The sequence below is a fragment of the Galbibacter sp. BG1 genome (assembly GCF_013391805.1).
GTDB lineage: Bacteria > Bacteroidota > Bacteroidia > Flavobacteriales > Flavobacteriaceae > Galbibacter.
Genome location: NZ_CP058364.1, coordinates 2,731,045 through 2,756,676 on the forward strand (window position 1 = coordinate 2,731,045; position 25,632 = coordinate 2,756,676).

Below are 25,632 nucleotides of genomic sequence, written 5' to 3' on the forward strand. Positions count from 1 at the left end.
CTTAATCAAACCAAACACGAAAAATATTTTTTAAATAAAAATTGATGTAGTTAATCAGAAATAATTATATTGTCGCTTTATAAATTATGAATAAAGCATGGAAGAGAAAGTAAAATATGAATTAGAGTTCCCAATACAATCCTCACCTCAATTATTGTATCAATATATTTCTACCCCATCGGGGTTATCAGAGTGGTTTGCAGACAACGTGAACTCTCGTGGAGAGCTTTTTACATTTATATGGGATGGTGCAGAAGAGCAGGCAAAATTAGTACGTAAAAAGAGTGGTGAGCTAGTAAAATTTAAGTGGACCGAAAGTGATGAAGATACTTTCTTTGAAATAAAAATTGTGGTTGACGAAATTACCAAGGACGTTTCCTTAATGATTACCGATTTTACAGATGAAGATGAGGTCGATGAGGCTAAAATGCTTTGGGAAAACCAAATTTCAGATCTTAAACAAGTATTAGGTTCTGCTTAGGAATCCTTAATCTTTAAAAGTATATTTGTGCCTTGAAATTTCAAGGCACTTTTTTTATGTTGAATTTTAATGGCGAAATAGTAGAAGGGGGAACCAATTTTTTAAATGAGGAGAATCGCGGACTTAGGTATGGGGATGCGCTTTTTGAGACCATTCGGGTGGTTAATAACAAAATTTACTTCTGGGAATCTCATTACCTTCGCCTAATGGCCTCCATGCGTATTTTAAGAATGGAAATACCCATGAGTTTTACCATGGAATTTTTACAATCAGAAATCGAGAGGACCATTAAAAAGAATCAATTAGAAGATAAACCAGCGCGCCTTAGAATAACGGTTTATAGAAATTCGGGCGGTCTTTACACGCCAACTACCAATGATGTTTCCTTTATTATGGAAGCTAAAGAATTATCCAATCCGTTTTACACCTTGAATGAATCTTTTTACGAAGTAGAACTTTTTAAAGATCATTATCTGAACTCTGGACTGTTATCCACCATTAAAAGCAATAACAAGGCCCTGAATGTTTTGGCAGGTATTTATGCCAAGGAAAACGATTATGACAATTGCCTGCTATTGAATGAGAAAAAGAACGTTATTGAGGCGACCAATGGAAATCTATTTCTCGTAAATGGAAAAACGGTAAAAACACCGCCAATAACAGAAGGTTGCTTAAATGGAATACTACGGAAACAATTAATTGAAATTTTAGGAAAGATGGAGGACTTTGAATTGGTGGAAGCCGCTATTTCGCCATTCGAGCTCCAAAAAGCGGATGAAATGTTTCTAACCAATGTAGTTGAGGGAATCACTTCAATTACAAAATACCGCAAGAAAACATACGAGAACAATGTAGCAAAACAGCTAATTGGGAAATTGAATGCACGCGCTAGACTGGCTTAATTCCTAATTTAAAGTTGGATTTTCTGGGGCGTTGGACCAAATAAGGTAATCGCCACCCAGTTCTACCATTTTTTCCCTCCAGAAATACATGGGCGCTTTTTTAATAACGTTGCTCTTGTATTTATTTTCTGAAACAACCCAAGAATTACTGGTAAGTTCTTTTTCCAATTGTAGAATATCCCATCCCGAATATCCCAAGAAGAATTTTATCTCAGAATCTTTAATATCCCCTTGGTTTATAAGGTCGATAATCGTTTCAAAATCGCCGCCCCAATAAATACCATTGGAGATTTCAATACTGTTGGATATTAAATGAGGAATTTTATGTATAAAATAGAGATTGTCCTGCTCTACAGGGCCACCATTATATACTTTCAAGGATTTTTTAATTTCGGGCACAAGATCGTTCAGGCGAAACTCTAGAGGTTTGTTTAAGATAAAACCTATAGATCCCTCACTATTGTGCTCAGCGAGCAAAACTACTGACCTATTAAAAGCTACATCACCAATTATAGAGGGCTCGGCAATTAGCAAATGGCCTTTCTTGGGAGTTAAAGCAACCATAAGCTGAGAATTTTTATTTTAAATCTATAAAAAAAAGGTCAATAGTCAAATAAATATGTTAAATTTTTTAGCCTAAAACCAAAAAAAGCGTCTTAGAGACGCTTTTTGTAACTATTTTGAGCTTGTTTAATTAATTTACAGCACCTGCTAATTCTGCACCTGCTTTAAATTTAACTACATTTTTAGCAGCAATTTTAATAGTTTTTCCAGTTTGAGGATTTCTACCTTCTCTTGCAGATCTCTTAGAAACTGACCAAGATCCGAATCCAACTAAGGAAACTCTACCACCTTTTTTTAGTGTACTTTCTACACTACCTAAAAAAGATTCTAATGCTTTTTTTGCCGCTGCTTTTGTAATTCCTGCATCAGCAGCCATTGCATCGATTAATTCTGTTTTGTTCATAATTTAAAGATTTTAAATGAATATACGGTTAAACATTTATTTAATTTGCTACACAAAATTATACGGATTTACTTCCCACGCAAGTAATATCAAAGGAAATCGGGGATTTTGTTGATAACTTGGGCTTATTGTTAATAAAGTAGTCTTGTTTTTATGATTATTCCGCAATCTCAATAATAATGCGGTGTTAGAGCATTTTAGCATTTTCGTCAAACGTGTATCCGTTCAAAATGTCTTTTATAGGCATTTTCTTTTTTCCAGGTAACTGTATCTCTTTCAGTATAATAAAGCCATTTATTGTGGCTACCAATACTTTACTGTTTTCTACTATAATAGCACCGGGAGCGCGTTTATGGGGCTTAACATCTTTCTCTACCTCATAAAATTTTACATTAACCGGGTCGTTTTCGGCGTTTTTTAGATAACTCCAAGCCGTTGGGTATGGACTTAGCCCCCTAATAAGGTTATAAATCGAATCAGTATCTTGATTCCAATCGATTTTGGTATTTTCCTTATTGAGCTTATAGGCCGTTTTCAAATCTTTTTCCTTGGGTTGTACTGTTGTAGTGGCAGTATTGGTTTCTATTTTTTGAAGGGTTTTCACCACAACCTTGGCACCGAGTTCCATTAATTTATCGTGTAGGCTTCCCGCACTTTCCGTTTTTTCAATCGCTACGGCTTCCTGAAGAATTACGGCCCCAGTATCTATTTTTTCATCTATAAAGAAAGTAGTAACTCCTGTTTTTGTTTCTCCGTTGATGATAGCCCAATTAATTGGGGCGGCACCCCGGTAGTCTGGCAACAGCGATGCATGCAGGTTAAAAGTACCCAAGGGAGGCATCTTCCACACCATCTCTGGCAACATTCTAAAGGCAACCACCACTTGTAGATTGGCATTTAGGGCTTTCAGTTCTTTTAAAAATTCGTCATCCTTTAAATTGGTAGGCTGCAGTACCTTCAAGTTATTTTCAAGGGCAAAGGTTTTTACGGCAGATTGTTGCAGTTTTCTACCTCTTCCAGCTGGTCGGTCTGGCGCAGTAATAACCCCTACCACTTCATAACCAGCTTTTAAAATATCTTTAAGTGTGGCCACCGCAAAATCTGGTGTCCCCATAAATACAATTCTTAGTTTATTACTCATAATATCTTTTCTGAAAAAAATCTTTTCAAAGATACTCAGATTCTTCTGAAGAAGCCAGTGCGGTTGTAATAAGTGGGATGTTTAAATTGAAAGAAGACCTACGGGAGGCGATATTCATTCTTATCGTTCAAGGCAATTTCTTCTTCAGCAAAAAGATCTTTCAACGCTTCCAGAATATAAATTTCTTTAAATGTAATGTCCTCTGCCAGTTGTTTGGAGCTCATAGGTTGCTTCTGCAGGCATTTTAAAACCTCTTCTTTGGCAATGGAAAGAATATCAGGGGAGATGTTGCTTTTCTTTTGCAAACAAACCGAACAGATTCCGCAGGGATCTTTAACGTCTTCATCGAAATACCTGAGAAGTTGTAGGCTTTTGCAAACCTTGTCGTTGTTTACATAATCTACAACTGCTTTTACTTTTTGTATTTTAAGTTTATTTTGTTGTTCGATCTCCTTGGCAATAATATTGATGGTTTTATCATCTTCCCTAGGAACAAGAAAGGTAATGGATGCATCGGTATCGGTGGCTTCCAAGGAAATGATGTTATCCTTTTCCAGTTGCTCCAATGTCTGCAACACCCTTTTCTCGAAGGTATTTGTTTTCTTGGCAATGAGCGATAAATTAATGTTGGTAGCGATATCGAATACACCGCCGTAGGTTCTTAAAATAGTTTGAACTATCTTTTCTACGGAAGGATGCTGATCTAAATAATAAAATAATTGCGGATTGCTACAGGTAAACTGGATGCTGGTTTTTTTAAGGTGTGTTTGCAAAAAAGAAAGTACCGAATGCTTATCCAATACTCTCAATGCATTAAAGGCCAGTATGGGATTCAAGGAATAGGTAGCGCAAAATTCATTGAAATTTAAAGCAAAAGTTTGTTGAGAGCCTTCGGCATAAGGTATTTGGAAATAATTATTAAGCTTTTTGTAGAGCAATTTTACAAAGTCTACACTGGGCAACGTCTTTATAAACTGATTTTTAAGTTGTATCTCGTCACTTTCATTTTTTAATAAAACGGCAATGGAATTTTCCCCGTCCCTTCCTGCTCTTCCCGCTTCTTGATAATAACTTTCTAAAGATTCGGGAAAGTTTATATGTGCTATTACACCTACATTGGGCTTATCGATCCCCATTCCAAAGGCATTGGTAGCTACCATTACCCGCGTGTAGTCCTGCAGCCAAGAATCCAATCGCTTGGTCTTTTCTTCACTGGTTAGTCCGCCATGAAAAAAAGCGGCACTTATTCCAACCTTGTTTAAAATTTCAGTGGTTTCTACTGTTGCCCTCCGGCTACGCACATAAACAATAGCAGCCCGATTGTTTTCTTTTAAAATATGCTCGAGCTTGGTAAGTTTATCTTCTGTATGATAAACTTGATAGGAAAGATTCTCCCTTCGGAAGGTTTTTTTTATGGTTATCGGGTTGTTCAGTTGAAGGTTTTCCATGATGTCTTTCGCAACAAGCTCTGTTGCTGAAGCTGTAAGTGCCATCATGGGGGTGTTTGGAAAGAATTCCTTCAAAATATTGCAATTGCGGTATGCAGGCCTAAAATCGTTTCCCCATTGGGAGATACAGTGGGCTTCATCGATTGCAATAAGATTTACGTTCATATTTTTAATGCGCTCCTGCACCAGCTCTTGTTGTAGCCTTTCTGGTGATAAGTACAAGAATTTATAATTTCCGTAGATACAGTTATCCAAAAGGGAATCCACTTCTTCAAATTTCAAACCGCTTGTAAGGGCGATGGCTTTGATGCCTTTCTTTTTTAAAGTATTTACTTGATCTTTTATAAGGGCGATAAGGGGGGAGACCACAATGCAAATACCTTCTTTTGCCAATGCCGGGATTTGGTAGCAAATAGATTTACCACCTCCAGTGGGAAGTAACACCAAAGTGTCTTTTCCGTCTATGGTGTGTTCAATTACCGTTTCCTGTGGATCTTTAAAAGAAGTAAAACCCCAATATTTCTCTAAAACTGCTTGAGGTTTTAAGGTGGTATCCATAGTTTGCTATTTACGACTAAATTTAGTGTATATTTTTCAGTATAAAGTGGGCTCTTTCTTCTACGGTTCCCGTTGGGACTTCCTGCAAATCGTAGCCAGCTCTTAAATATGCTTGTTCCAAGAATTTATGGATTTCCCGTGCTTGCGCAAAATTTTCATAACGTTCGTTATCTGAAGTATAGATATCTTCCCAAGGTGGTAAAAGAAACACTCGGTCGTAGCGATGTTTTTGGCACGCTTCTTCAAAATATTCAGGATAAGAATCTCCGGAATAATCCATATATGCCAAAACATCTGGAACACCCCGATCGAAAAAAACAGTTCCCGTAAGCGCTTCCGATTGACGGTGCTGTTGCATACGCCCTTCCAATAATTTCTTACTAAAAAGTAAGGGATCCGTTAAAAATAACTGTTCTATACCATCAGCCCTGGCTTCCAAGGTTACCTGCCTTGAGATTTCGAGGAGACATTGATAACCTTCGTTCTTTAAAAAATCGATAACCGATGTCTTCCCAGTACCGGGACCTCCAGTAATAACTATTTTTTTATTTGTATTCATTTCAATTAAATCCAAAGGACAAAGTAACTAAATGCTAACCTAATTAAAAAATGAGAAAATTATGGCCACAAAAAACCTTTGTAAGTTAATTTTGGCAGTTAATGCCCTAAACTGAGATGTCTTGCGGCGTTTTTATGAATATTGCGGTACAAAGAATTTCTTACCTAAGAAATTCATCATATTTTAAATATTAACTACAGAGGAAAATAAAATCTTAAAAACCTATCTTTGTGGCTAACGAATTTATTGTATTAAATAACCCAATTGATTTTAACTCATTCCTTAACTGAGATTAAAAATTAGTGGGTTACCTTCCTAGGGTTGAATTTTATTATTGTTTTTCACTCCTCGGAAACAAAAAAATAAATAGATGAAAGATAAGAAAGAGGTTGAAGAATTTTACATTCGGTTGAAAGATGAATTGGACAGGACTACCAAATTTCCTGCACTGTATCTCTACAAATTTATTGTCCCTACGGATGATGGTAAAATAAACCAAATTGAAACCATTTTTAACAATACAGGTGCCGTTATTACCACCAAAACTTCTTCTAATGGAAAATACACAAGTATCTCCATCGAGGTAACCATGCAAAGCGCAGATGCCGTTATTGAAAAATATAAGGAAGTAAGCGTAGTAGAAGGCGTAATTTCTTTGTAAATTGCTTTGATACAGCTTAAAATTTGTTATTTTGCAAACATAATTATGCTTTTGGGCATAATTTCTAAACTTCATTTTAATAATATCATAGATTTTGATAGATACTCTAGAATACAACAGCGAGCGTCCTAAGCTTATTATCCCAGAATATGGCCGCCACATACAGAAAATGGTAGATTATGCCATTTCCATTGAAAATAAGGAAGAACGTAATAAAGTAGCCCAATCCATTATTGGTGTTATGGGGAACTTAAACCCACATTTACGTGATGTACCCGATTTTCAGCACAAATTATGGGATCAATTGTTTATAATATCAGACTTTAAATTGGATGTTAATTCTCCCTATCCAAAGCCTACAAAAGAGTTATTGGCAGAAAGGCCAGAGCGTTTGGAATATCCTCAAAACCATCCAAAATATCGTTTTTACGGAAATAATATTAAACGTATGATCGATGTTTGCGTGGGATGGGAAGAAGGCGATTTAAAAGATGCTTTAAAGTTTACCATAGCCAACCATATGAAAAAAAGTTACTTAAACTGGAATAAAGATACGGTGGAAGATGAAGTAATCTTCAATCATTTATTTGAGTTGAGCGATGGAAAGATAAACTTGGCCAGGTTCGATGAAGATCTTGCGGAAAGTAAAAATCTAGTGCGTAGCAAGCCTACCAATAAAAACGTTCGAAACTCTGGTTCCAGAAAACACCACAGCAAAGGCAGAAGCAAAAAACGTTATTAAAAATCCTACTTAATCTACATGGGAACATTTAAAATAGAAGGAGGAAACCAATTAAAAGGGTCTATTATTCCGCAAGGTGCAAAAAACGAAGCATTACAAATTCTCTGTGCCGTTTTATTAACGGATGAAAAAGTAACCATACATAATATCCCCAATATAATCGACGTAAATAAATTAATAGATTTACTCGAAAACTTAGGAGTGAAAATCCAAAAAGTAGGATCTTCTTCTTACACCTTTATGTCTGATGATCTTCATTTAGACTACCTGCAATCAGATCAATTCAAAAAGGATGGTCGTGGATTAAGAGGTTCTATTATGATTGTTGGGCCGTTATTAGCTCGCTTCGGAAAAGGATACATCCCAAAACCTGGCGGTGATAAAATAGGAAGACGAAGGTTGGATACCCATTTTGAAGGGTTTATTAAATTAGGCGCTAAATTTAGATACAACCGCGAAGAGTATTTCTATGGTGTAGAAGCCAAAAAACTGAAGGGTACTTATATGCTGTTGGATGAAGCATCTGTTACCGGAACAGCTAACATTGTAATGGCAGCTGTTTTGGCAGAGGGAACTACCACTATTTACAACGCTGCTTGCGAGCCTTATTTACAACAGCTTTGTTCTATGTTAAATAGAATGGGGGCAAAAATAAGCGGAATCGGTTCTAATTTGGTAACTATAGAGGGGGTAAAAAAGCTAGGCGGTACCGAACATACCATTCTTCCAGATATGATTGAGATTGGGAGTTGGATAGGAATGGCAGCTATGACCAAAAGTGAACTTACCATTAAAAATGCAGGGTGGGATTACCTAGGCCAAATTCCAAACGTATTTAGAAAATTGGGAATTACCGTAGAGCAAAAAGGAGATGATATTTATATTCCTGAGCATAAGGACGGTTACGAAGTGCAAAATTTTATCGATGGGTCGGTCTTAACAATCTCCGATGCACCATGGCCAGGGTTTACACCAGATTTGTTAAGTATCATCTTAACAGTGGCAACACAAGCACGTGGGAGCGTTTTGATACATCAAAAAATGTTTGAAAGCAGGCTTTTCTTCGTTGATAAGTTAATAGATATGGGTGCAAAAATTATTCTTTGCGATCCGCATCGAGCGACGGTTATAGGTCATGACTTTAAATCGACTTTAAAGGCAACTACCATGACCTCTCCAGATATTCGAGCAGGGATTTCACTATTAATTGCGGCTCTATCTGCAAAAGGGGAATCTACCATTCATAACATTGAGCAGATCGATAGAGGTTATCAAGATATTGATACCCGCTTAAAAGCAATCGGGGCTAAAATAGTAAGGCTGGATTAAAAATATTTAAAATAAGAATTCTACTAAAAGTTCCTCGAGAGGAACTTTTTTACTTTTATCAAACAACTACTATCTCGTTTTGAAATACTTTTTGGAACGAATTTTCATTGCATCTCATTACGATAAGGTAAATCGGAAACCGTCGATCAATTCTTTTTACTGTTATTTTTGAGCTATATCATTAAAGATTCTAATTCCTAACTCGCTATGAACTTAATTTGGACTTCCGCCAAAGTAGGTAGCCTAAGATCTTAAGATGAATGAAATATATTAAAATCGACTAAAATAATTCAACTCGCTATTTTTCTCCTTAAAAATCCGTAATTTTACAAACCATATATTTTCTTAATTAATATGAGTCAAAAAGTCTTGCTTTCCGAGAAAGAAATCAACATCATACTTCATAGATTGGCTTGTCAACTCATTGAAAATCACATCGGTTTTAAAAATACGGTTTTAATTGGTATTCAACCAAGAGGGGTTTACCTGGCCGAGCGACTAAAAAAAATACTTATAGAAGACTATGCCATTCCTGAAGTAAAATTGGGTTATTTGGACATTACCTTTTATAGGGACGATTTTAGACGTGGCGATAAACCGTTGGAAGCCAATAAAACGAAAATAGATTTTCTGGTGGAAGACAAAAATGTGGTTTTTATAGATGACGTTTTGTATACAGGAAGAAGTATTAGAGCGGCATTAACCGCCATCCAATCATTTGGGAGACCCAATGAAATAGAGTTACTCACCTTAATAGACAGGCGTTTTAGTAGACATTTGCCCATACAACCCGATTATCGAGGTAGACAGGTAGATGCCATAAACCAAGAAAAGGTAAAAGTAATGTGGAAAGAACAAGAAGGAGAAGATAAAGTATATTTGATAAATAAATAGCTGCACGATGAGCGAACTAAGTGTAAACCACTTATTAGGAATTAAATATTTAAATGAAGCTGATATACAGTTGATTTTTGAAACTGCGGATCATTTTAAAGAAGTAATCAATCGACCGATAAAAAAAGTACCTTCTTTAAGGGATATTACCATTGCCAATTTATTTTTTGAGAATAGTACAAGAACAAAATTATCTTTTGAATTGGCTGAAAAAAGACTTTCCGCAGATGTTATTAATTTTTCCGCCGGGCAGTCTTCAGTAAAGAAAGGGGAAACGCTTATCGATACTGTTAATAATATACTTTCCATGAAAGTGGATATGGTGGTGATGAGACATCCCAATCCAGGGGCAGGGGTTTTTCTTTCAAAAAATGTAAAGGCAAGTATTGTTAATGCTGGGGATGGAGCTCATGAGCATCCTACGCAGGCGCTATTGGACTCTTATTCAATTAGAGAGAAATTGGGTGATGTAGCTGGAAAAAATGTGGTGATCGTGGGGGATATTTTGCACTCGCGGGTTGCGCTTTCCAATATTTTTGCGCTTAAATTACAAGGAGCCAAAGTAAAAGTATGTGGCCCCAAAACATTAATCCCTAAATTTATTACCTCCCTGGGAGTAGAAGTAGAGACTAATTTACGAAAAGCTTTGGAATGGTGCGATGTTGCCAATATGCTTCGGGTTCAGAATGAAAGAATGGATATAAGCTACTTTCCCTCAACGCGGGAGTACACCCAGCAATTTGGAGTTAACAAAGCCTTGCTCGACTCCTTAAACAAAGAAATAGTAATTATGCACCCGGGCCCCATCAACCGTGGTGTAGAAATAACCAGTGATGTAGCCGATTCTAAACAGGCCATTATCCTAAACCAAGTGGAGAATGGAGTAGCCATTAGAATGGCGGTAATATACTTATTAGCATCCAAAATAAAACAGTAGGATTATGATTATTGACAGACAGGAGAATATCACAGTAATAACCCAAGAGAATGTTTCTTTGGGTAAGTTTATTGAAAAACTGAAGGAATCTTACCCGAATGTCCAAAAAGACCATTTAATTTTAAACTTATTGTCGTTAAGCAATTTAAGTGCGAACGATCTAATGGAATTTCTCGAAATCTCTAGAGATCATAGAGGTACTAAAAAATCTTTTGTAATTGTAGCCAACAACATTAATTTTAATGATATTCATGATGATCTTGTGGTAACTCCATCTCTAAAGGAAGCTTATGATGTTATTGAAATGGAAGAGATAGAACGCGATTTAGACTTCTAGTGTCGTTTTATGAGTAACCTTAATAAACTACATATTCTGGGCTGTTACAGCGCAACACCGAGGGCTTTTACCAACCCTACAGCGCAAGCCCTAGAACTAAAAAATCATATATTTTTAATAGATTGTGGAGAAGGCACGCAAGTGCAGCTGCGCAAACAAAAAATAAAATTTGCTCGGGTAAAGCATATTTTTATTTCGCATTTACACGGTGATCATTTCTTCGGTCTTCCGGGATTGCTTTCTACATTTCGTTTATTAGGGAGGGAAGCTCCAATTCACGTTTATGGTCCAAAGGGAATAAAGAACGCAGTGGTTACCATGTTGAAAGTAGGGCAGGCTTGGACAAATTATCCCTTACATTTTCACGAATTAAAGTCAGAAGCTTCCGAATTGATCTTTGAAGATGAGAACGTAGAAGTACATACCGTTCCGCTTAAACACAGGGTTTATACAAACGGATTTCTTTTTAAAGAAAAAGAAGGCGATCGAAAACTCAATATAAATGCGGTGAATGAGTATGGAATTGACACCTGTTATTTTCAGAATATAAAAAAAGGTAAAGATGTAGTTCTAGAAAGTGGAGAAACAGTGCCAAACGAAGTTTTGACACTCGATCCACCAGCCCCTAAGAGTTATGCGTTTTGCAGTGATACGTCTTACAGCGAAGCCATAGTGCCCATAATAAACAATGCGACACTTCTTTATCACGAATCCACGTTTTTAAATGAACACGAGGCGTTGGCGCTACAAACTGGGCATTCTACCGCTAAACAGGCTGCTACCATAGCCGAGAAAGCAAATGTTAAAAAACTAATTTTAGGTCATTATTCAACGCGGTATAAAGACTTAAAAATGTTTCAGGATGAAGCTAAAGAATTTTTTGGGAATACAGAATTGGCAGAGGATGGTAAAACCTTTTTATTCTGAAATTTTCTCAATTTTGTTGGAGCAGAATAGTTGGAAGAAATAGTTACCTTTAGTATAAAAATAGTGTTATGAAGAATGAAAAAGACCTTAGCGATTATCGTAAAGTTTATGAAAAGAGCGAACTTCTAGAGAATAGTATTTCTGAAAACCCTTTACAACTGTTTCAAACATGGTTTTACGAAGTGGAGAACAGTGGTGGTCTGGACGAGGCAAATGCTATGACCGTTACTACCATTGGGTTAGATGGATACCCTAAAAATAGGGTGGTACTCTTAAAAAAGTTTACGGAAGAGGGTATTATTTTTTATACCAACTACGAAAGCGAAAAAGGAAAGGCCATAGCAGCAAATCCTCATGTTTGTGCCTCTTTTTTCTGGCCAAATATGGAGCGGCAGGTAATTATTAAGGGAAAAGCTGAAAAGGTACCCGAAAACCTTTCCGATGGTTATTTTGAGTCCCGACCTAGGGGAAGCCAGTTAGGTGCTATTGCATCTCAGCAAAGCAAAGTGGTCGATTCTCGGGAAGTGTTGGAACAAAAACTGAAGGATGTCGAGGAAAAATATAAAAATAAGGAAGTACCCAGACCCGATTTTTGGGGAGGATATATTATCAAGCCAGTATCCATTGAGTTTTGGCAAGGTAGGCCTAATCGACTTCACGACCGTATACTTTACACGCTTCAAAAAGATTATAATTGGAACATTACAAGGTTAAACCCTTAGTTTTTAGCGTCTTTTATCGAGTTTTTGAACTTTTTTTAAAGTTACTTCATTAAGATTTGTATATTGATCCTGCCAAATCTTAATATTTTAACCTATGAATGCCATAGTGAAGACTATAGCGCTTGCCCTGCTGTTCTGTAGTTTTTCTTCTTTTTACGCTTGTTCTGCGGAAGAAAATCAGGAAAAAATTTATGTAGAAAAACCGGCATCTCAATACGTGCTGGAAGATGAAGTGCTAGAACTTATAAACGAGTACAGAATTTCCCAAAATTTAAATGCACTTGAGAAGTTTGAGCTCGCTACCTTGGAAGCCAACAGACATAATGGTCATATGATAGAAATGAATGAAGTGTGTCATCATTTTTTTGGTAATAGGGAGCGTGAGTTAAAAAATAATAATGCCATAGCTGTAGGGGAAAATGTAGCCTATGGATTTTATACTGCCGAAGGAGTAGTAAAAGCTTGGTTAGAAAGCCCCTCCCATAAAAAAAACATAGAAGGGGATTTTACGGCAAGTGGAATTTCTGCAAGTAACGATGAAGATGGAAACCTTTATTACACCCACATTTTCGTGAAAAAATAGGTTGTAAATAGTTCAAAGCTATTTCATTTTTAAAATAATAAATTCAGTGCGCCTATTTTTTTGATGCTCTGGTTCTTCACACTTTACTTCGTCGGAACAACCGTTGGTGAGTTTTCTTTCCCCATAACCATCATGGGTTACCACTCTGGTATTATCGAGGCCTTGACTCGTTAAATAGTCGTACGTTGCGTTTGCACGGTCAATGGATAGCTTATCGTTATAAGAAAGCGACCCTCTGGAGTCGGTATGCGATTCAATTTTCATTACCATTTCGGGATATTCTTCAGTAAGTAAGCGAACTATTTTATCCAACTCTTTTGCGGCATCCGGTCTAATATTGTACTTGTCAAAATCGAAGTAAATTGTGTTTAAATCAGCTAAAACATTCAAATCGTTTACAGGAACCAAGGCTAGGTTTACCACTATTTCTGTTACTTTTTTGCCTATCTTTTTAGAAGAAAAGGCCTTGCTTTTATCAGTATATTTTTCCTTACTTCCCGAAACCACATAATCGGTATTCCTTTCTATATTTATTTCATAGTATCCATTTTCGTCAGTTAATATATGAGCTATTTCGTATTGATTTTCATCTTTCAACTGAATTTTGGCGTTGGCAATAGGCTTATTGTTTATTGAGTCGACCACCACACCCTTCAACATAAGTGGTAATATGGTTTCAAAACCATAAATATCATCATTGGTAGCGCTATTGTTCCTATTGGAGGCTAAGTAACCAGACAGTCCGTCTTTATTCATAAAAAATGAAAAATCATCTTTCTTACTATTTATAGGTTCTCCCAAATTAACGATGTCTGTAATTTCATTTTGTTCATTCAAGATAGTGGCGTAAATATCTAATAAGCCAAGTCCCTCATGACCGTCGGAGGAGAAAAAGAGAGTGCCTTCAGAATTAACAAAAGGGAAAAGCTCTTCACCTTCCGAATTAATAACCGGACCTAAGTTTTCTGGTTTTCCGTAGCTTCCGTTTTCTTGAACGGCAACTTTGTAAAGGTCTGTTTTTCCATAGCCACCAGGCTTATCCGATGCAAAATAGAGTGTTTTTCCATCGGAACTTAAAGCAGGGTGAGACGTGGAGTAGGTCTTGTCGTTAAAGGGAAGGGGTTGAATATTTTCCCATCGCCCTCCTATATTTTGAGCTTTGTATATTTGAAGGTGATTGATGCCTTTCTTATCCTTTTCATTGGTTTTTTCAAAATAGTTATTTCTGGAAAAATAGAGAGTTTGTCCGTCGTTGGAGATGCTAATAGGGCCTTCGTGAAATTTTGTGTTTATGGCACCAGGAACGGGCTCGATAATTGGAATGGAATCGCTTAAATTTAGTGTATATAAATCTAGAAAGGGTTGTTGGTTCCAGCTGTAAATTCTTTTTTCGGGTCCAGATTCTTTTTTGGAAGAGATAAAGTAGAGTATATCCCCAAATTGATAAGCCCCAAAGTCGCTGTTTTTTGAGTTGTAATCGAATTCCTTTAGTTCGTATTTCGGTTTTGTTTCAAATAAAACCGGGTTGTCTGCAACATTTTTAACAGCTTTGTTTTTACCTCCCTCATTCTTATATTTTTTTAACCAGATATCGGCCTCTTGGTATTCGCCCAAAGAGCGGAGCACAATAGCGTAATTATAGTAATATTCAATAGGAATTTCAGGTTGTTCTACTACCGATTTAAAATATGGCGCTGCTTTTTCAGCGTCCCGAAGTAAGAAATAACAGTCTGCCAGTTTGCGCTCCACATAATCCTTATTGTAGTTTTGGGTTAGCACATCTTCATAATTTTGGGCAGCTTTTACAAAAGAGAATTTATTAAACTGTGCATCTGCTTTTTTCTGTAGGGCATACTGCGCATTGCCGCAATAAAAGCTGACTAAGAAAAAGACGGTACAATAGTTAAGCAAATTTTTCATTTAAAATCGATTAGAAGTAACGAGGTGATTTATACTTGGAATTATTGAACTTAAGTTCGAACATGAGTAAAATTTCGTGGGTTCCAGAATTGTATGGTCTAATATCGGAGATGGGTTGCTCGTAGGTGTATCCTACTCGCCATTGGGGTGTTATTTGAAAGTCTACGAGCACTGCAACGGCATCATCTAGCCTGTATGCTAAGCCTAACCACATTTTTTCATAGAAAAGGAAATTTCCTGTAAAATCGTAAGAAAGAGGGCTCCCATTGGTCGCTTTTATTAAAAATGAAGGTTTGAACTTAATATTTTGGGTTAATGGCAGCACATAACCAGCAGTTAAATAATAGCCAACCCTTTCGGAAGCTTCATATTCAGCTTGTTCATTATAGTCTGTTGTAAAGATTCTCGGTGACGATAATCCTACGTACCAGCGTTCGGAATGCCAGTAAATACCTAAACCCATATTCGGACTCCAGTGATTGGAAATATCATTGAAAAAAGGATCGTTTATTACAGAAGGATCGTTTAATAGGTCTTCGTCCAACTTATATTGTGTAAAACCAGCTTTGAGTCCAAATGCCAATTCAGAATTTAAACCGGTACGTATGGTATAAGAGAAATCTCCGTATAAGTAAGAGAACCTTTCGTATCCCAGTTGATCACTGATAAAAGAAATTCCCAATCCGATTTTATCATTTCTCAGCGGAGAATTGGCAGAAACCGTGGTTGTTTTAGGGCCGCCGTTAAAGCCATTCCATTGACTTCTGTGCAAAGCGACCACGCTTAAGGCTTCTCTGCTTCCGGCATATGCAGGGTTTATAGAAACGGTATTATACATATACTGCGTAAACTGTGGTAATTGTTGCGCTATTGAATGAAAAGAGCAGAAAACAAGAACTAAAAGGGTAGTTTTTTTTATAAAATTCATACAAAATAATTATTTGGAGCTGGTTCCAGCGTAGAAATATCCTTTAATGGGATCAAATCCGCTATCTATGAGGGTTAAAACATAAAAATAAGTTCCGGTTGGGATGAGGTTGGCATTGCCGATACCGGTATTGCTGTACCCGTTCCAGTCGTTTTGGTAATCGTTGGATTTATAAACAATATTTCCCCAACGGTTAAAAACTTCCAACATCATTTTGAAGCCGCATTCGTCTAAGCCACTTACCGTAAAAAATTCGTTGTATGCGTCGCCGTTGGGAGTGATGGTTTTAGAAATCATAATGTTTTCGATGGAATTACAGGGGAGTACCACGCATTCATCATGTACTTCTATGTTTATGGAAATCTCAAATCTATTTGCTTCCGTAGGTGTGTAAACGATTTCATAAAATCCCAAAGCGCTGGAATTAGGGTTAAAAATCCCTTGATTAACGGAAGTATTTCCCAATACAACTTCCCAGCTACCATCCGTTGAGTAAGTTTCCGGAATGAAGGTTTGTAAATCCAGAACGGCATCTTCAACACAAACCCTAACTGGGTCTATGGATGGCGGAGGAGCCGGACTTGGCATAGGGCGTACAAAAATGGTTTGAATAAAAATAGATTCGTTGCCACAATTGTCTGTTACCGTCCACGTTCTGGTAATTTCATAGTTTTCTACCTCGGAAATAAAATTTGAAATTTCTTCAAAGCTTATCGTCACATCAGGATCACAATTATCTTGAAAATTAAGATTGGGGATTTCTGGGATGTTATTGTTAAACACTGTTATTTCCGTGTCCAGATCACTTATCAATTCCGGTTTTTCTATATCTTGAATCATTATGGTTTGGGTATGGGAGCTACTATTATTGTAACAATCTACTACAGACCAAGTTCTTTTAATAATTCTATTGCAATCATCACCTGTATTTTCTTCTGAAAAAACTACCGGAATAGCATTTCCACAATTGTCGATCGCAGTCAAAGTAGCTGCAATTGGAATCTCTCCGCAGCTTGCACTTATGTCCTGAGGCAATGCTTCTACAAACATTGGTGATTGTGTGTCTTCAATAGTAATGGTTTGCGAATGGGATATTGAATTGTTAGAGCAATCGGTGGCGGTCCAAGTCCTGATGATAGAAGCGGTTCCGCAGTCATTTTGATTGGTTTCTTCTGAAAAAACCACTTCAACATTGGTATCGCAGTTATCGGTGGCGGTAAGTGTTTCGGGTTGTGGGATGTCAGAACAACTGAGGGTCACATCCTGTGGCAATGCTTCTACAAACATAGGCGGTTGGTTGTCTTCAATAGTAATGGTTTGCGAATGGGATATTGAATTGTTAGAGCAATCGGTGGCGGTCCAAGTCCTGATGATAGAAGCGGTTCCGCAGTCATTTTGATTGGTTTCTTCTGAAAAAACCACTTCAACATTGGTATCGCAGTTATCGGTGGCGGTAAGTGTTTCGGGTTGTGGGATGTCAGAACAACTGAGGGTCACATCCTGTGGCAATGCTTCTACAAACATAGGCGGTTGGTTGTCTTCAATGGTAATGGTTTGAATGTGGCTGATCGAATTGTTAGAGCAATCGGTGGCGGTCCAGCTCCTGATGATCGAAGCGGTTCCGCAGTCATTTTGATTGTTTTCTTCCGTAAAGACAACTTCAATATTGGTATCGCAATTATCGGTGGCGGTAAGGGTTTCGGGTTGTGGGATGTTAGAACAATTGAGGGTCACATCCTGTGGCAATGCTTCTACAAACATAGGCGTTTGGTTGTCTTCAATGGTAATGTTTTGCGTATGGGATATCGAATTGTTGGAGCAATCGGTCGCTGTCCAAGTCCTGATGATCGAAGCGGTTCCGCAGTCATTTTGATTGGTTTCTTCTGAAAAGACAACTTTAATATTGGTATCGCAATTATCGGTGGCGGTAAGTGTTTCGGGTTGTGGGATGTCAGAACAAATGAGGGTCACATCCTGTGGCAATGCTTCTACAAATATAGGCGCTTGCGTGTCTTCAATGGTAATGGTTTGCGAATGGGATATTGAATTGTTAGAGCAATCGGTGGCGGTCCAAGTCCTGATGATAGAAGCGGTTCCACAGTCATTTTGATTGGTTTCTTCTGAAAAGACAACTTCAATATTGGTATCGCAATTATCGGTGGCGGTAATGGTTTCGGGTTGTGGGATTTCCGAACAATTGAGGGTCGCATCCTGTGGCAATGCCTCTACAAAAATTGGTGCTTGCGTGTCTTGAATTGTAATGGTTTGAATGTGGCTGATTGAATTGTTAGAGCAATCGGTAGCAGTCCAAGTTCTGATGATCGAAGCGGTTCCGCAGTCATTTTGATTGGTTTCTTCTGAAAAAACCACTTCAATATTGGTATCGCAGTTATCGGTGGCGGTAAGTGTTTCGGGTTGTGGGATTTCCGAACAATTGAGGGTCACATCCTGTGGCAATGCTTCTACAAACATAGGCGCTTGCGTGTCTTCTATGGTGAACCTGGCTTTGGTTTTTACTTTTTCACAACCATTGGTAATCTTAAAAGTAACTTCAATATATTTAGTATTTCCGCAAATCGTTTGCCAAACACACTCATTGTAATTGTTGCTCCACGTAAGGTTGTTACAGCTTCCGGTAACTTCAGCATACCCATTATTAGTCAACCAATCTTGAAATACACTTTCGGAATCTCTATCACATTCAGTACTAGTATTTTGAGCTTCGGTATCCAAGCTGATGGGCTCTGGAGGGGTTACGGTAAACGTCGCTGAGCACTCTTTGCGCACATTGCAATCGTCTGTAGCTATATAAGTAACCGTAACGCTTCCACCACAACTATTTGGCGCCACATCGTTTTTAAACTCTTCCACAACAGGTTTTGTGCCGCCGTTGTAATGAAATAAATCCAACCATTCTGCAAACTGCGTGTTTACCTCCTCTTGGCTGAGGCAACTATCGATAGTAAGGTCGCCAGGATGATGCACTGAAAAATAAGCCCCTTGGGAAATTTTTATATCTTCTTCGTAAACACATAATCTGTTGTCTTTAACCACCACGTGATATGTCCCTTTTTTGAGTTGTTCGAAATCTGGATCATTTTGAAACGATTGGCCACCATCAATCGAAAAGGCATAGGGAGGATTTCCACCGGAAGCATCTATTGAAATTGTTCCTTCTGCAGCATTGTAACAGTAATTGTCGGTTTTAGAGACAGAAACATCAAAATTTGGGTACTTGCAGACCGCATATGTTTTCTTGAAGATACGATTGCCATTTTCGTAGATTTTTACTGTGTAACGCCCCTCGCTTAAATTCTTTTGGTTTTGGGCACTGGGATTCAATCCGCTGCCGTCGTTTGTCGACCATTCAAAGCGTAAAGTACCTGAATAGTTTTTTACTAAGAGATCGATAGCTCCGTCATTAGAAGATACGCCATTCAATACACAACTAATATGTTTAATGGTTTCTTTAACCTTAAAAGTGTAGGGTGCTTTTTTATTTGCTAAAGTTTCCTTTTCAGCTTTCAACGAAAAGGAACCACAAAGTATTAATATCAAAAAAAGATTTAGTATTTTCATTCTGCTAACAAATTGTTGCAAGCAGTTAAGCAAGATAAATTTGAGGTTATTTATCCCATTTTCATATAAAGCAGGTAGCGAAAAAAACTGTAAAAGGGTGAGATTAAATGGGGCTCATTTTCTTTATCTAAATTCGAAAGAATTAAAATGATGCAGAAAAAAAAGTGTTAAAGCGTTCTTAAAATCGTTTATCTGAAAACACTTAATTTTTAGTTGGTTAAGCGGTTTATTTTTAACGACCAACAGCACTTTCTTTAAAATATAAAATTGTTATTTATGAAAACAATTACTTTAATGAGACACGGGAAATCATCTTGGGATTACGATGTACAGGATAAAGATCGCCCTTTACAAGAGCGGGGTATAAATGATGCCATCTTGGTTTCTAGACATGTTAAAGACCAATTTAAAACACCTGATGCTATTTTTGCCAGTCCCGCCAATCGAGCATTACATACATGTATGATATTTGTACGTGAGTGCAATATTGAACTTTCTAAAGTAAAAATTACAGATGAGGTATATGATTTCGATGGCGATTCTGTAATCCGTTTTATGAAGAAATTGGATGAAAGCTATAAAAACGTTATGATTTTTGGTCATAATCATGCATTCACGTCAATTTCTAATATCTTTGGGAATAAATCCATCGATAACCTTCCAACATCTGGACTAGTTAGTTTAACTTTTGATGTTGATAAATGGGAGGATATTACAAGTGGATCAACAGAACGAATTATTTTTCCAAAGCAGCTTAAATAAATGAACGAAGTAAAGAATCAATACATAAATAGAGAAATCAGCTGGTTGTATTTTAACGCCAGGGTATTACAGGAAGCAGAAGATACAACCGTCCCCCTTATTGAGCGACTTCGGTTTTTAGGGATTTTTTCAAACAATCTGGATGAATTTTTCAAGGTTCGGTACGCTACCGTAAAACGTATTGCTTTATCGGGAAAAACAGGGAAAAGTGTGTTGGGAGGCTCGCGGGCCAAAGACCTAATGGAAGATATTACGCAAATCGTAATTAACCATCAAACAGAAAGTTTACGTATTCTTCGCGATATAGAAAAAGAGCTGGAAGCTCAAAATATTTACCGTGTTAAGGAAAATGAAGTCACGCCGCAACATAGCGAATTCATTAAAAACTACTTTTACGAAAAAGTGAGTCCGGCTTTGGTAACCATTATGCTTAGTGATTTAGACGAGCTGCCCAACCTAAAGGATAGCGCAGGCTACTTGGCGGTAAAAATGGTGATGAAAGAGCAAAAACCTAATGAAGGGGTAAAAGGGATATTTGTACCCAAATCGAAAGAGGTGCGCTATGCTCTTTTGGAAATTCCGAAAACGGTGGAGCGCTTTGTAGTATTGCCAAGTCAGGGAGAAAAACAGTACATTATTATTCTGGACGATCTTATTCGCTATTGTATGGGTAGCATTTTTAATATTTTTGATTATGAGTCGCTTTCTGCACACATGATTAAAATTACTAGGGATGCCGAATTGGATATTGATAGTGATTTGAGTAAAAGCTTTATGGAAAAAATATCTTCCAGCGTTAAAGGCAGAAGAATTAGTGAGCCTGTAAGATTTGTTTATGATAAAGAGATTGAAAAGGATACCTTAAAATTCCTGAAGGATAAAATGGGTATCGATAATACCGATAGCGTAATTCCAGGCGGTAGGTACCATAACCGTAGGGATTATATGGGATTTCCTAGCTTGGGAAGAGCCGATTTAATGTACAAGAAATTCCCTCCATTACCAGTGAACGGTCTCACACACGATGGGAGTTTGTTTGAAGCTATCGCCAAAAAAGACTATCTGCAATATGCCCCTTACCATACATTCTCCAACGTCATCAAGTTTTTACGCGAAGCGGCGATCGATCCAAAAGTTAAATCCATTAAAATTACGGTCTATCGTTTGGCTAGAAATTCCCAAGTTGCGAGTTCGCTTATTAACGCTGTAAAAAACGGGAAAGAAGTAACGGTACAAATTGAATTACAGGCAAGGTTTGATGAAGAGGCTAATATTGAATATGCCGAACAATTACAATCAGAAGGTGTAAAACTTATTTTTGGGGTTCAAGGACTCAAAGTGCACAGTAAAATTTGTTTGATAGAGCGTATAGAGAACAATAAAACCAAGCGATATGGTTTTATAAGCACTGGAAACTTTAATGAAGCCACGGCCAAAATCTATACGGATTATACACTTTTTACCGCTCATCAACCTATATTGAAAGAACTGAATAAAGTTTTCGATTTTTTCGAGACGAACTACAAAATTAATAAATACAAACACCTTATTGTTTCACCACATTATACCAAGAAAGTTTTTACCCAGCTTATCAATAATGAAATTGCCAATGCGAAAGCTGGAAAAGAAGCTTATATAAAAATTAAAATGAACAGCTTTACCAGCTATAAAATGGTAGATAAGCTTTACGAAGCGAGTAGGAATGGAGTTAAAATCCAAATGATTGTACGGGGAACGTGTTGTTTAATTCCTGGGGTGCCGGGTATGAGCGAAAATATTGAAGCCATAAGTATTGTAGATCGATTTTTAGAACACACCAGACTCTTTGTTTTTGCCAATGGAGGGGATACCAAATGCTACATTTCTTCTGCGGACTGGATGACACGTAATTTAGACTTTCGTGTAGAGGTAGGTTGCCCAATTTACGATGAAGACATTAAGCAAGAATTAATAGAAACATTCGATATTTGTTGGAGTGATAATGTAAAAGCCAGGGTTTTTTCTGAAAGGCAAGACAATGCCTATCGAAAAAATAAGGGTGCCAAGTTTAGATCCCAATTCGAAACTTACGAATACTATCTTAAAAAACAGATTCTTAATAAATAAAAGAAATAAATTTTCAAATAAATGAAAATTAGGAAGTTTGCTGCAATCGATATAGGGTCTAATGCCATTCGATTACTGATCAATAATGTTATTGAATATGAAGGTAGGGAAACACAATTCAAAAAGAGTTCTTTAGTTCGGGTTCCGGTGCGTTTAGGGCAAGATTCCTTTACGGTTGGTGAAATATCCAAACAGAATTCCGATCGTATGATAGATACCATGAAGGCTTTTAAATTTTTAATGAAAGTACATGGCGTCGAAAAATATATGGCGTGTGCCACTTCCGCCATGCGTGAGGCAAATAATGGAAATGAATTGGTGGAAACCATTAAAAACAAATCTGGGGTAGAAATTGAAATAATAGATGGGAAAAAAGAAGCTGCCATCATTGCTTCTACAGATCTGCATACCCTTATTGATAAAGATAAAACCTACTTATATATAGATGTGGGAGGGGGAAGTACAGAGTTTACTATTTTCAGCCATGGAAAAATAATAGCTTCCAAATCTTATAAAATAGGTACGGTAAGATTGTTGAATGAAATGATTTCCGCAGAAACTTGGAAGGATATAGAGAAATGGATTAAATACCATTCCAAGAAACATAAAAGCATTGAAATAATAGGTTCTGGTGGAAACATCAATAAGCTTTTTAAAATGTCGGGAAGGAAACCGGGGGAGCCTTTATCTTATATTTATTTAAATGCACAGTATCAATTCCTGCAGGAAATGAGCTATGAAGATAGAATTTCAGAATTGGGATTGAACCCAGATAGGGCAGATGTAATTATTCCTGCTTCCCGTATTTACCTCAATGCTTCCAAATGGAGCGGCGCAAAAAAAATCCACGTTCCCAAAATTGGTCTTTCCGATGGAATTATAAAACTACTTTATAACCTTGAAAAAGAAGATGCTAGATATGCGTCTCTAAAGGATTAAATCTAAGGACTTTTACTAATGTACTTTTCTACCTGACTCTCGGTATAAAATGCTTGGTAATCTTTTATATTTAGAATGTCGCTTTGACCTTTTCTTTTTTTTTAGTTGTAATGAGGATTTTTATTAAATAAGAACACTTTATAAATGGAACACTTCAGAAATATAAAGTAAGGAAGTAACAATAGCGATACCAAAACTTAGTAATGTCCCAATAAGAATGTATTCGGTAAGCTTACGGTCTTTGGCCTCGGTAAGGTCGCTAAACCTAAAAATGGATTTGGCAGCTATTAAAAAACCAACTCCTTCCCAATGATTGGTGGCAATAAAGGTAAAAACCAAAAGGCGTTCGAGCATACCTATGTATTTTCCGGCATTTTCCAAAGAGTCGCCTTTGTCCATTTCGGTTTTAGGGGTGTAGACCGAGATAATGGTTTTAATTAAAATTGAGGCAGGTTCCGTTAAAAATACAACCGCACAAAAAAGCAACAGTAGTTCACTGTTAAAAATATTGCTGAAATCTATTTTAGTTGAAGTTTGCAATAAACTTATGCAAATAATAACGGCAATGTGCAGCAGCTGATCAAGAAAAAACAATAATCTTTTTGTCCGGGCTGTTTGAAGGGACAATTTTGCCGCATCTATTAAAAAGTGTGTAATCCCGACAATCAATGGAATGTACCACAAGCTGAGGTCCCAAATAAATAAGAATGCCAAAACAATGTGAATGAGGGTATGAAAATAGAGTTTGCCGGATCTAAGTTTTTTCTCCTCCTTATCAAGGACCCATTTTTTGGATTGAAAGGTGAAATCCCCCAATAGGTGTGCTAAAAATAGTTTTAAGAATAACTCCATTTTATGTGTTTTGTAGGGTTTTTATTTTCTTTTGGTACATGGTGTCAAGTTCCAGGATTTCATCTAGTGCAGCTCTTTTTATACGCTCACTTACGGCACTTTGTTTTATACCAATGAGATTTCCCAGTTCTTCTTGGGATAAATTAGGGTTTTGTATGGAGACCTTTACAATTTCAGCTGAACTTTTGGTCCAATTGTCCATAGCTATCGAAGCCAATTTAAAATAAAGGTTGAGCTCTTCATTGATGATGTCATTCGGTGTTAAAACAGCCAGATTAACTTTTTGTTGTTTTAATTGTTCAAATTGTATTCCCGAGTTTACAAAAGCACTTCCATTAGATTCCAATATCGTTTGTCCTTCATGGGTTTTGTCGCCAATACCAATAGCCATGCGTACATCTAGTTCCTTTATGGATTTTATGGTCGATTTTATTAAAATAGCGGCCAGGAAAGAATTGGAAATGTTGCCAATCTCTATTTGAAAACTATCGCCACGGTATATTTCCCAATATTTTTTGGAAGGCGCTAGAGAGTTAAAAGCCTCTTTTAAAACCGCAAGCCACTTTTCTGGATTGTTGGTTTTTCTCGAATTAATAATATCACCTGTAATTACACTCGTCATACATTGCTTTGTTTAATTGGTGTATTGGGCTTTGAGCCAATAACTATAGATATTGGCTTTAGAACCAATATTTAATATTATTGGCTTTTAAACCAATAAAACCAAATATCGGGTTTTAAACCGATAAATGCAAATTTAAAATAGGGTGAGGAAACTTATAATTTTATTTGAACATTATAGCCTTCCAATTCGTGAATAAGTTCGTTAACGGTATATTCCAATTCGTTTGAATAATCGTGCCGTTCTTTACGCAATTGATTTCGTTTGATGCTTTTAAAAAATCGTTTTAGGTCTTTTTCAGATTCTAAGATAAGTCCTGGAACTTTTACGCTCTTACCTTCATCATCCTTGGCTACCATTGTAAAATAGGAAGAATTACAATGTTTAACAGCCCCTGTTTGGATGTTTTCTGCTTCCACCCGAATACCTATAACAATAAAAGTATTCCCTACAAAATTAACAGAGGCCTTCATAGTTACCAATTCGCCGATTTCAATGGGCTTTAAAAAATCCACCGTATCCACAGAAGCCGTTACACAGTAAGAACCACAGTGTTTAGAGGCGCATGCAAACGCAATTTGGTCCAATAATGATAAAATAAACCCTCCATGAATTTTTCCACTAAAATTGGAATGGGAGGGTAGCATTAATTCAGAAATTTCTACACGGGAAGCGCTAACGGGCTTGAGTTTTGGTGTCATATAAAATGGTTGGTGTTTTTAAGGTTATTTTTCTT

25 protein-coding genes are annotated in these 25,632 nt (G+C 37.0%); 14 read left to right on the forward strand and 11 right to left on the reverse strand.

Annotation, left to right across the window (positions count from 1 at the left end):
* Positions 1-97: 97 nt before the first annotated feature.
* Both HX109_RS11875 and HX109_RS11880 read left to right on the forward strand, forming a co-directional pair.
* A complete protein-coding gene (locus tag HX109_RS11875; protein WP_178952239.1) occupies positions 98-481 on the forward strand; it encodes an START-like domain-containing protein in 384 nt (127 codons plus the stop codon).
* A gap of 56 nt (positions 482-537) precedes the next feature.
* Positions 538-1,383: an aminotransferase class IV gene (locus HX109_RS11880; RefSeq protein WP_178952241.1), complete on the forward strand. Its 846-nt coding sequence runs from the start codon at positions 538-540 to the stop codon at positions 1,381-1,383.
* 3 nt (positions 1,384-1,386) lie between these two features.
* On the opposite strand, the gene HX109_RS11885 is transcribed toward HX109_RS11880, so the two are convergent.
* The 5 genes from HX109_RS11885 to HX109_RS11905 all read right to left on the reverse strand — a co-directional run bounded on the left by HX109_RS11885 (position 1,387) and on the right by HX109_RS11905 (position 6,056).
* On the reverse strand, positions 1,387-1,947 hold the full coding sequence (locus HX109_RS11885; RefSeq protein ID WP_178952243.1) for a YqgE/AlgH family protein: 561 nt from the start codon (positions 1,945-1,947) through the stop codon (positions 1,387-1,389).
* Between the two features lie 130 nt (positions 1,948-2,077).
* Positions 2,078-2,350, reverse strand: coding sequence for an HU family DNA-binding protein (locus HX109_RS11890; protein ID WP_178952245.1), 273 nt, complete (start codon positions 2,348-2,350; stop codon positions 2,078-2,080).
* Between the two features lie 187 nt (positions 2,351-2,537).
* The gene (gene fmt / locus HX109_RS11895) at positions 2,538-3,491 is read right to left on the reverse strand and encodes a methionyl-tRNA formyltransferase (protein WP_178952247.1); all 954 of its coding nucleotides are present in this window, start codon (positions 3,489-3,491) and stop codon (positions 2,538-2,540) included.
* Between the two features lie 98 nt (positions 3,492-3,589).
* Positions 3,590-5,497 carry an ATP-dependent DNA helicase RecQ gene (locus tag HX109_RS11900; RefSeq protein ID WP_178952249.1) on the reverse strand — a complete coding sequence of 636 codons (1,908 nt, stop codon included), beginning with the start codon at positions 5,495-5,497 and terminating at the stop codon, positions 3,590-3,592.
* Between the two features lie 22 nt (positions 5,498-5,519).
* Positions 5,520-6,056, reverse strand: a complete 537-nt coding sequence (locus tag HX109_RS11905; RefSeq protein WP_178952250.1) for an AAA family ATPase — start codon at positions 6,054-6,056, stop codon at positions 5,520-5,522.
* Positions 6,057-6,426: 370 nt separating this feature from the next.
* On the opposite strand from HX109_RS11905, the gene HX109_RS11910 reads away from it, so the two are divergent.
* The 9 genes from HX109_RS11910 (at position 6,427) to HX109_RS11950 (ending at position 13,188) form a co-directional block, all read left to right on the forward strand.
* Positions 6,427-6,717 carry a DUF493 family protein gene (locus HX109_RS11910; protein ID WP_178952252.1) on the forward strand — a complete coding sequence of 97 codons (291 nt, stop codon included), beginning with the start codon at positions 6,427-6,429 and terminating at the stop codon, positions 6,715-6,717.
* A gap of 94 nt (positions 6,718-6,811) precedes the next feature.
* Positions 6,812-7,459: a DUF4290 domain-containing protein gene (locus HX109_RS11915; protein ID WP_178952254.1), complete on the forward strand. Its 648-nt coding sequence runs from the start codon at positions 6,812-6,814 to the stop codon at positions 7,457-7,459.
* 18 nt (positions 7,460-7,477) lie between these two features.
* On the forward strand, positions 7,478-8,788 hold the full coding sequence (murA, locus tag HX109_RS11920; protein WP_178952256.1) for a UDP-N-acetylglucosamine 1-carboxyvinyltransferase: 1,311 nt from the start codon (positions 7,478-7,480) through the stop codon (positions 8,786-8,788).
* Between the two features lie 354 nt (positions 8,789-9,142).
* Positions 9,143-9,682 (forward strand): bifunctional pyr operon transcriptional regulator/uracil phosphoribosyltransferase PyrR, encoded by a 540-nt coding sequence (gene pyrR / locus HX109_RS11925; protein WP_178952258.1) that lies wholly within the window; start codon positions 9,143-9,145, stop codon positions 9,680-9,682.
* A 7-nt stretch (positions 9,683-9,689) separates the two neighbouring features.
* Positions 9,690-10,619: an aspartate carbamoyltransferase catalytic subunit gene (locus HX109_RS11930; protein ID WP_178952259.1), complete on the forward strand. Its 930-nt coding sequence runs from the start codon at positions 9,690-9,692 to the stop codon at positions 10,617-10,619.
* 4 nt (positions 10,620-10,623) lie between these two features.
* Positions 10,624-10,956, forward strand: coding sequence for a ribonuclease Z (locus HX109_RS11935; protein WP_178952261.1), 333 nt, complete (start codon positions 10,624-10,626; stop codon positions 10,954-10,956).
* Between the two features lie 9 nt (positions 10,957-10,965).
* Positions 10,966-11,883 (forward strand): ribonuclease Z, encoded by a 918-nt coding sequence (locus tag HX109_RS11940; RefSeq protein WP_178952263.1) that lies wholly within the window; start codon positions 10,966-10,968, stop codon positions 11,881-11,883.
* A 68-nt stretch (positions 11,884-11,951) separates the two neighbouring features.
* Positions 11,952-12,605 carry a pyridoxamine 5'-phosphate oxidase gene (gene pdxH / locus HX109_RS11945; RefSeq protein ID WP_178952265.1) on the forward strand — a complete coding sequence of 218 codons (654 nt, stop codon included), beginning with the start codon at positions 11,952-11,954 and terminating at the stop codon, positions 12,603-12,605.
* 94 nt (positions 12,606-12,699) lie between these two features.
* Positions 12,700-13,188: a CAP domain-containing protein gene (locus HX109_RS11950; RefSeq protein ID WP_178952267.1), complete on the forward strand. Its 489-nt coding sequence runs from the start codon at positions 12,700-12,702 to the stop codon at positions 13,186-13,188.
* An 18-nt stretch (positions 13,189-13,206) separates the two neighbouring features.
* On the opposite strand, the gene HX109_RS11955 is transcribed toward HX109_RS11950, so the two are convergent.
* The 3 genes from HX109_RS11955 to HX109_RS11965 are packed head-to-tail and all read right to left on the reverse strand — an operon-like array spanning position 13,207 to position 19,594.
* Positions 13,207-15,108 (reverse strand): OmpA family protein, encoded by a 1,902-nt coding sequence (locus tag HX109_RS11955; RefSeq protein WP_178952269.1) that lies wholly within the window; start codon positions 15,106-15,108, stop codon positions 13,207-13,209.
* Positions 15,109-15,118: 10 nt separating this feature from the next.
* Complete coding sequence (locus HX109_RS11960) at positions 15,119-16,036, reverse strand: type IX secretion system membrane protein PorP/SprF (protein ID WP_178952271.1); 918 nt, start codon at positions 16,034-16,036, stop codon at positions 15,119-15,121.
* Between the two features lie 9 nt (positions 16,037-16,045).
* Entirely contained in the window at positions 16,046-19,594 is a 3,549-nt protein-coding gene (locus tag HX109_RS11965; protein WP_220399461.1) for a gliding motility-associated C-terminal domain-containing protein, read from the reverse strand.
* Between the two features lie 315 nt (positions 19,595-19,909).
* On the opposite strand from HX109_RS11965, the gene HX109_RS11970 reads away from it, so the two are divergent.
* From HX109_RS11970 to HX109_RS11980, 3 genes are read left to right on the forward strand one after another with little or no spacing between them, the layout of a single operon-like run.
* Entirely contained in the window at positions 19,910-20,377 is a 468-nt protein-coding gene (locus HX109_RS11970; RefSeq protein WP_317170418.1) for a SixA phosphatase family protein, read from the forward strand.
* Positions 20,378-22,483: a polyphosphate kinase 1 gene (gene ppk1, locus HX109_RS11975; protein ID WP_178952277.1), complete on the forward strand. Its 2,106-nt coding sequence runs from the start codon at positions 20,378-20,380 to the stop codon at positions 22,481-22,483.
* A gap of 21 nt (positions 22,484-22,504) precedes the next feature.
* On the forward strand, positions 22,505-23,422 hold the full coding sequence (locus tag HX109_RS11980) for a Ppx/GppA phosphatase family protein (protein ID WP_178952279.1): 918 nt from the start codon (positions 22,505-22,507) through the stop codon (positions 23,420-23,422).
* Positions 23,423-23,560: 138 nt separating this feature from the next.
* Here the strand turns inward: HX109_RS11980 and HX109_RS11985 are convergent, their stop codons facing one another.
* The 3 genes from HX109_RS11985 to HX109_RS11995 all read right to left on the reverse strand — a co-directional run bounded on the left by HX109_RS11985 (position 23,561) and on the right by HX109_RS11995 (position 25,597).
* Entirely contained in the window at positions 23,561-24,274 is a 714-nt protein-coding gene (locus HX109_RS11985) for a DUF3307 domain-containing protein (RefSeq protein WP_178952281.1), read from the reverse strand.
* 1 nt (position 24,275) lies between these two features.
* On the reverse strand, positions 24,276-24,896 hold the full coding sequence (locus HX109_RS11990; protein WP_178952283.1) for a SatD family protein: 621 nt from the start codon (positions 24,894-24,896) through the stop codon (positions 24,276-24,278).
* A 155-nt stretch (positions 24,897-25,051) separates the two neighbouring features.
* Positions 25,052-25,597 carry an acyl-CoA thioesterase gene (locus tag HX109_RS11995; RefSeq protein ID WP_178952284.1) on the reverse strand — a complete coding sequence of 182 codons (546 nt, stop codon included), beginning with the start codon at positions 25,595-25,597 and terminating at the stop codon, positions 25,052-25,054.
* Between the last annotated feature and the right edge of the window lie 35 nt (positions 25,598-25,632).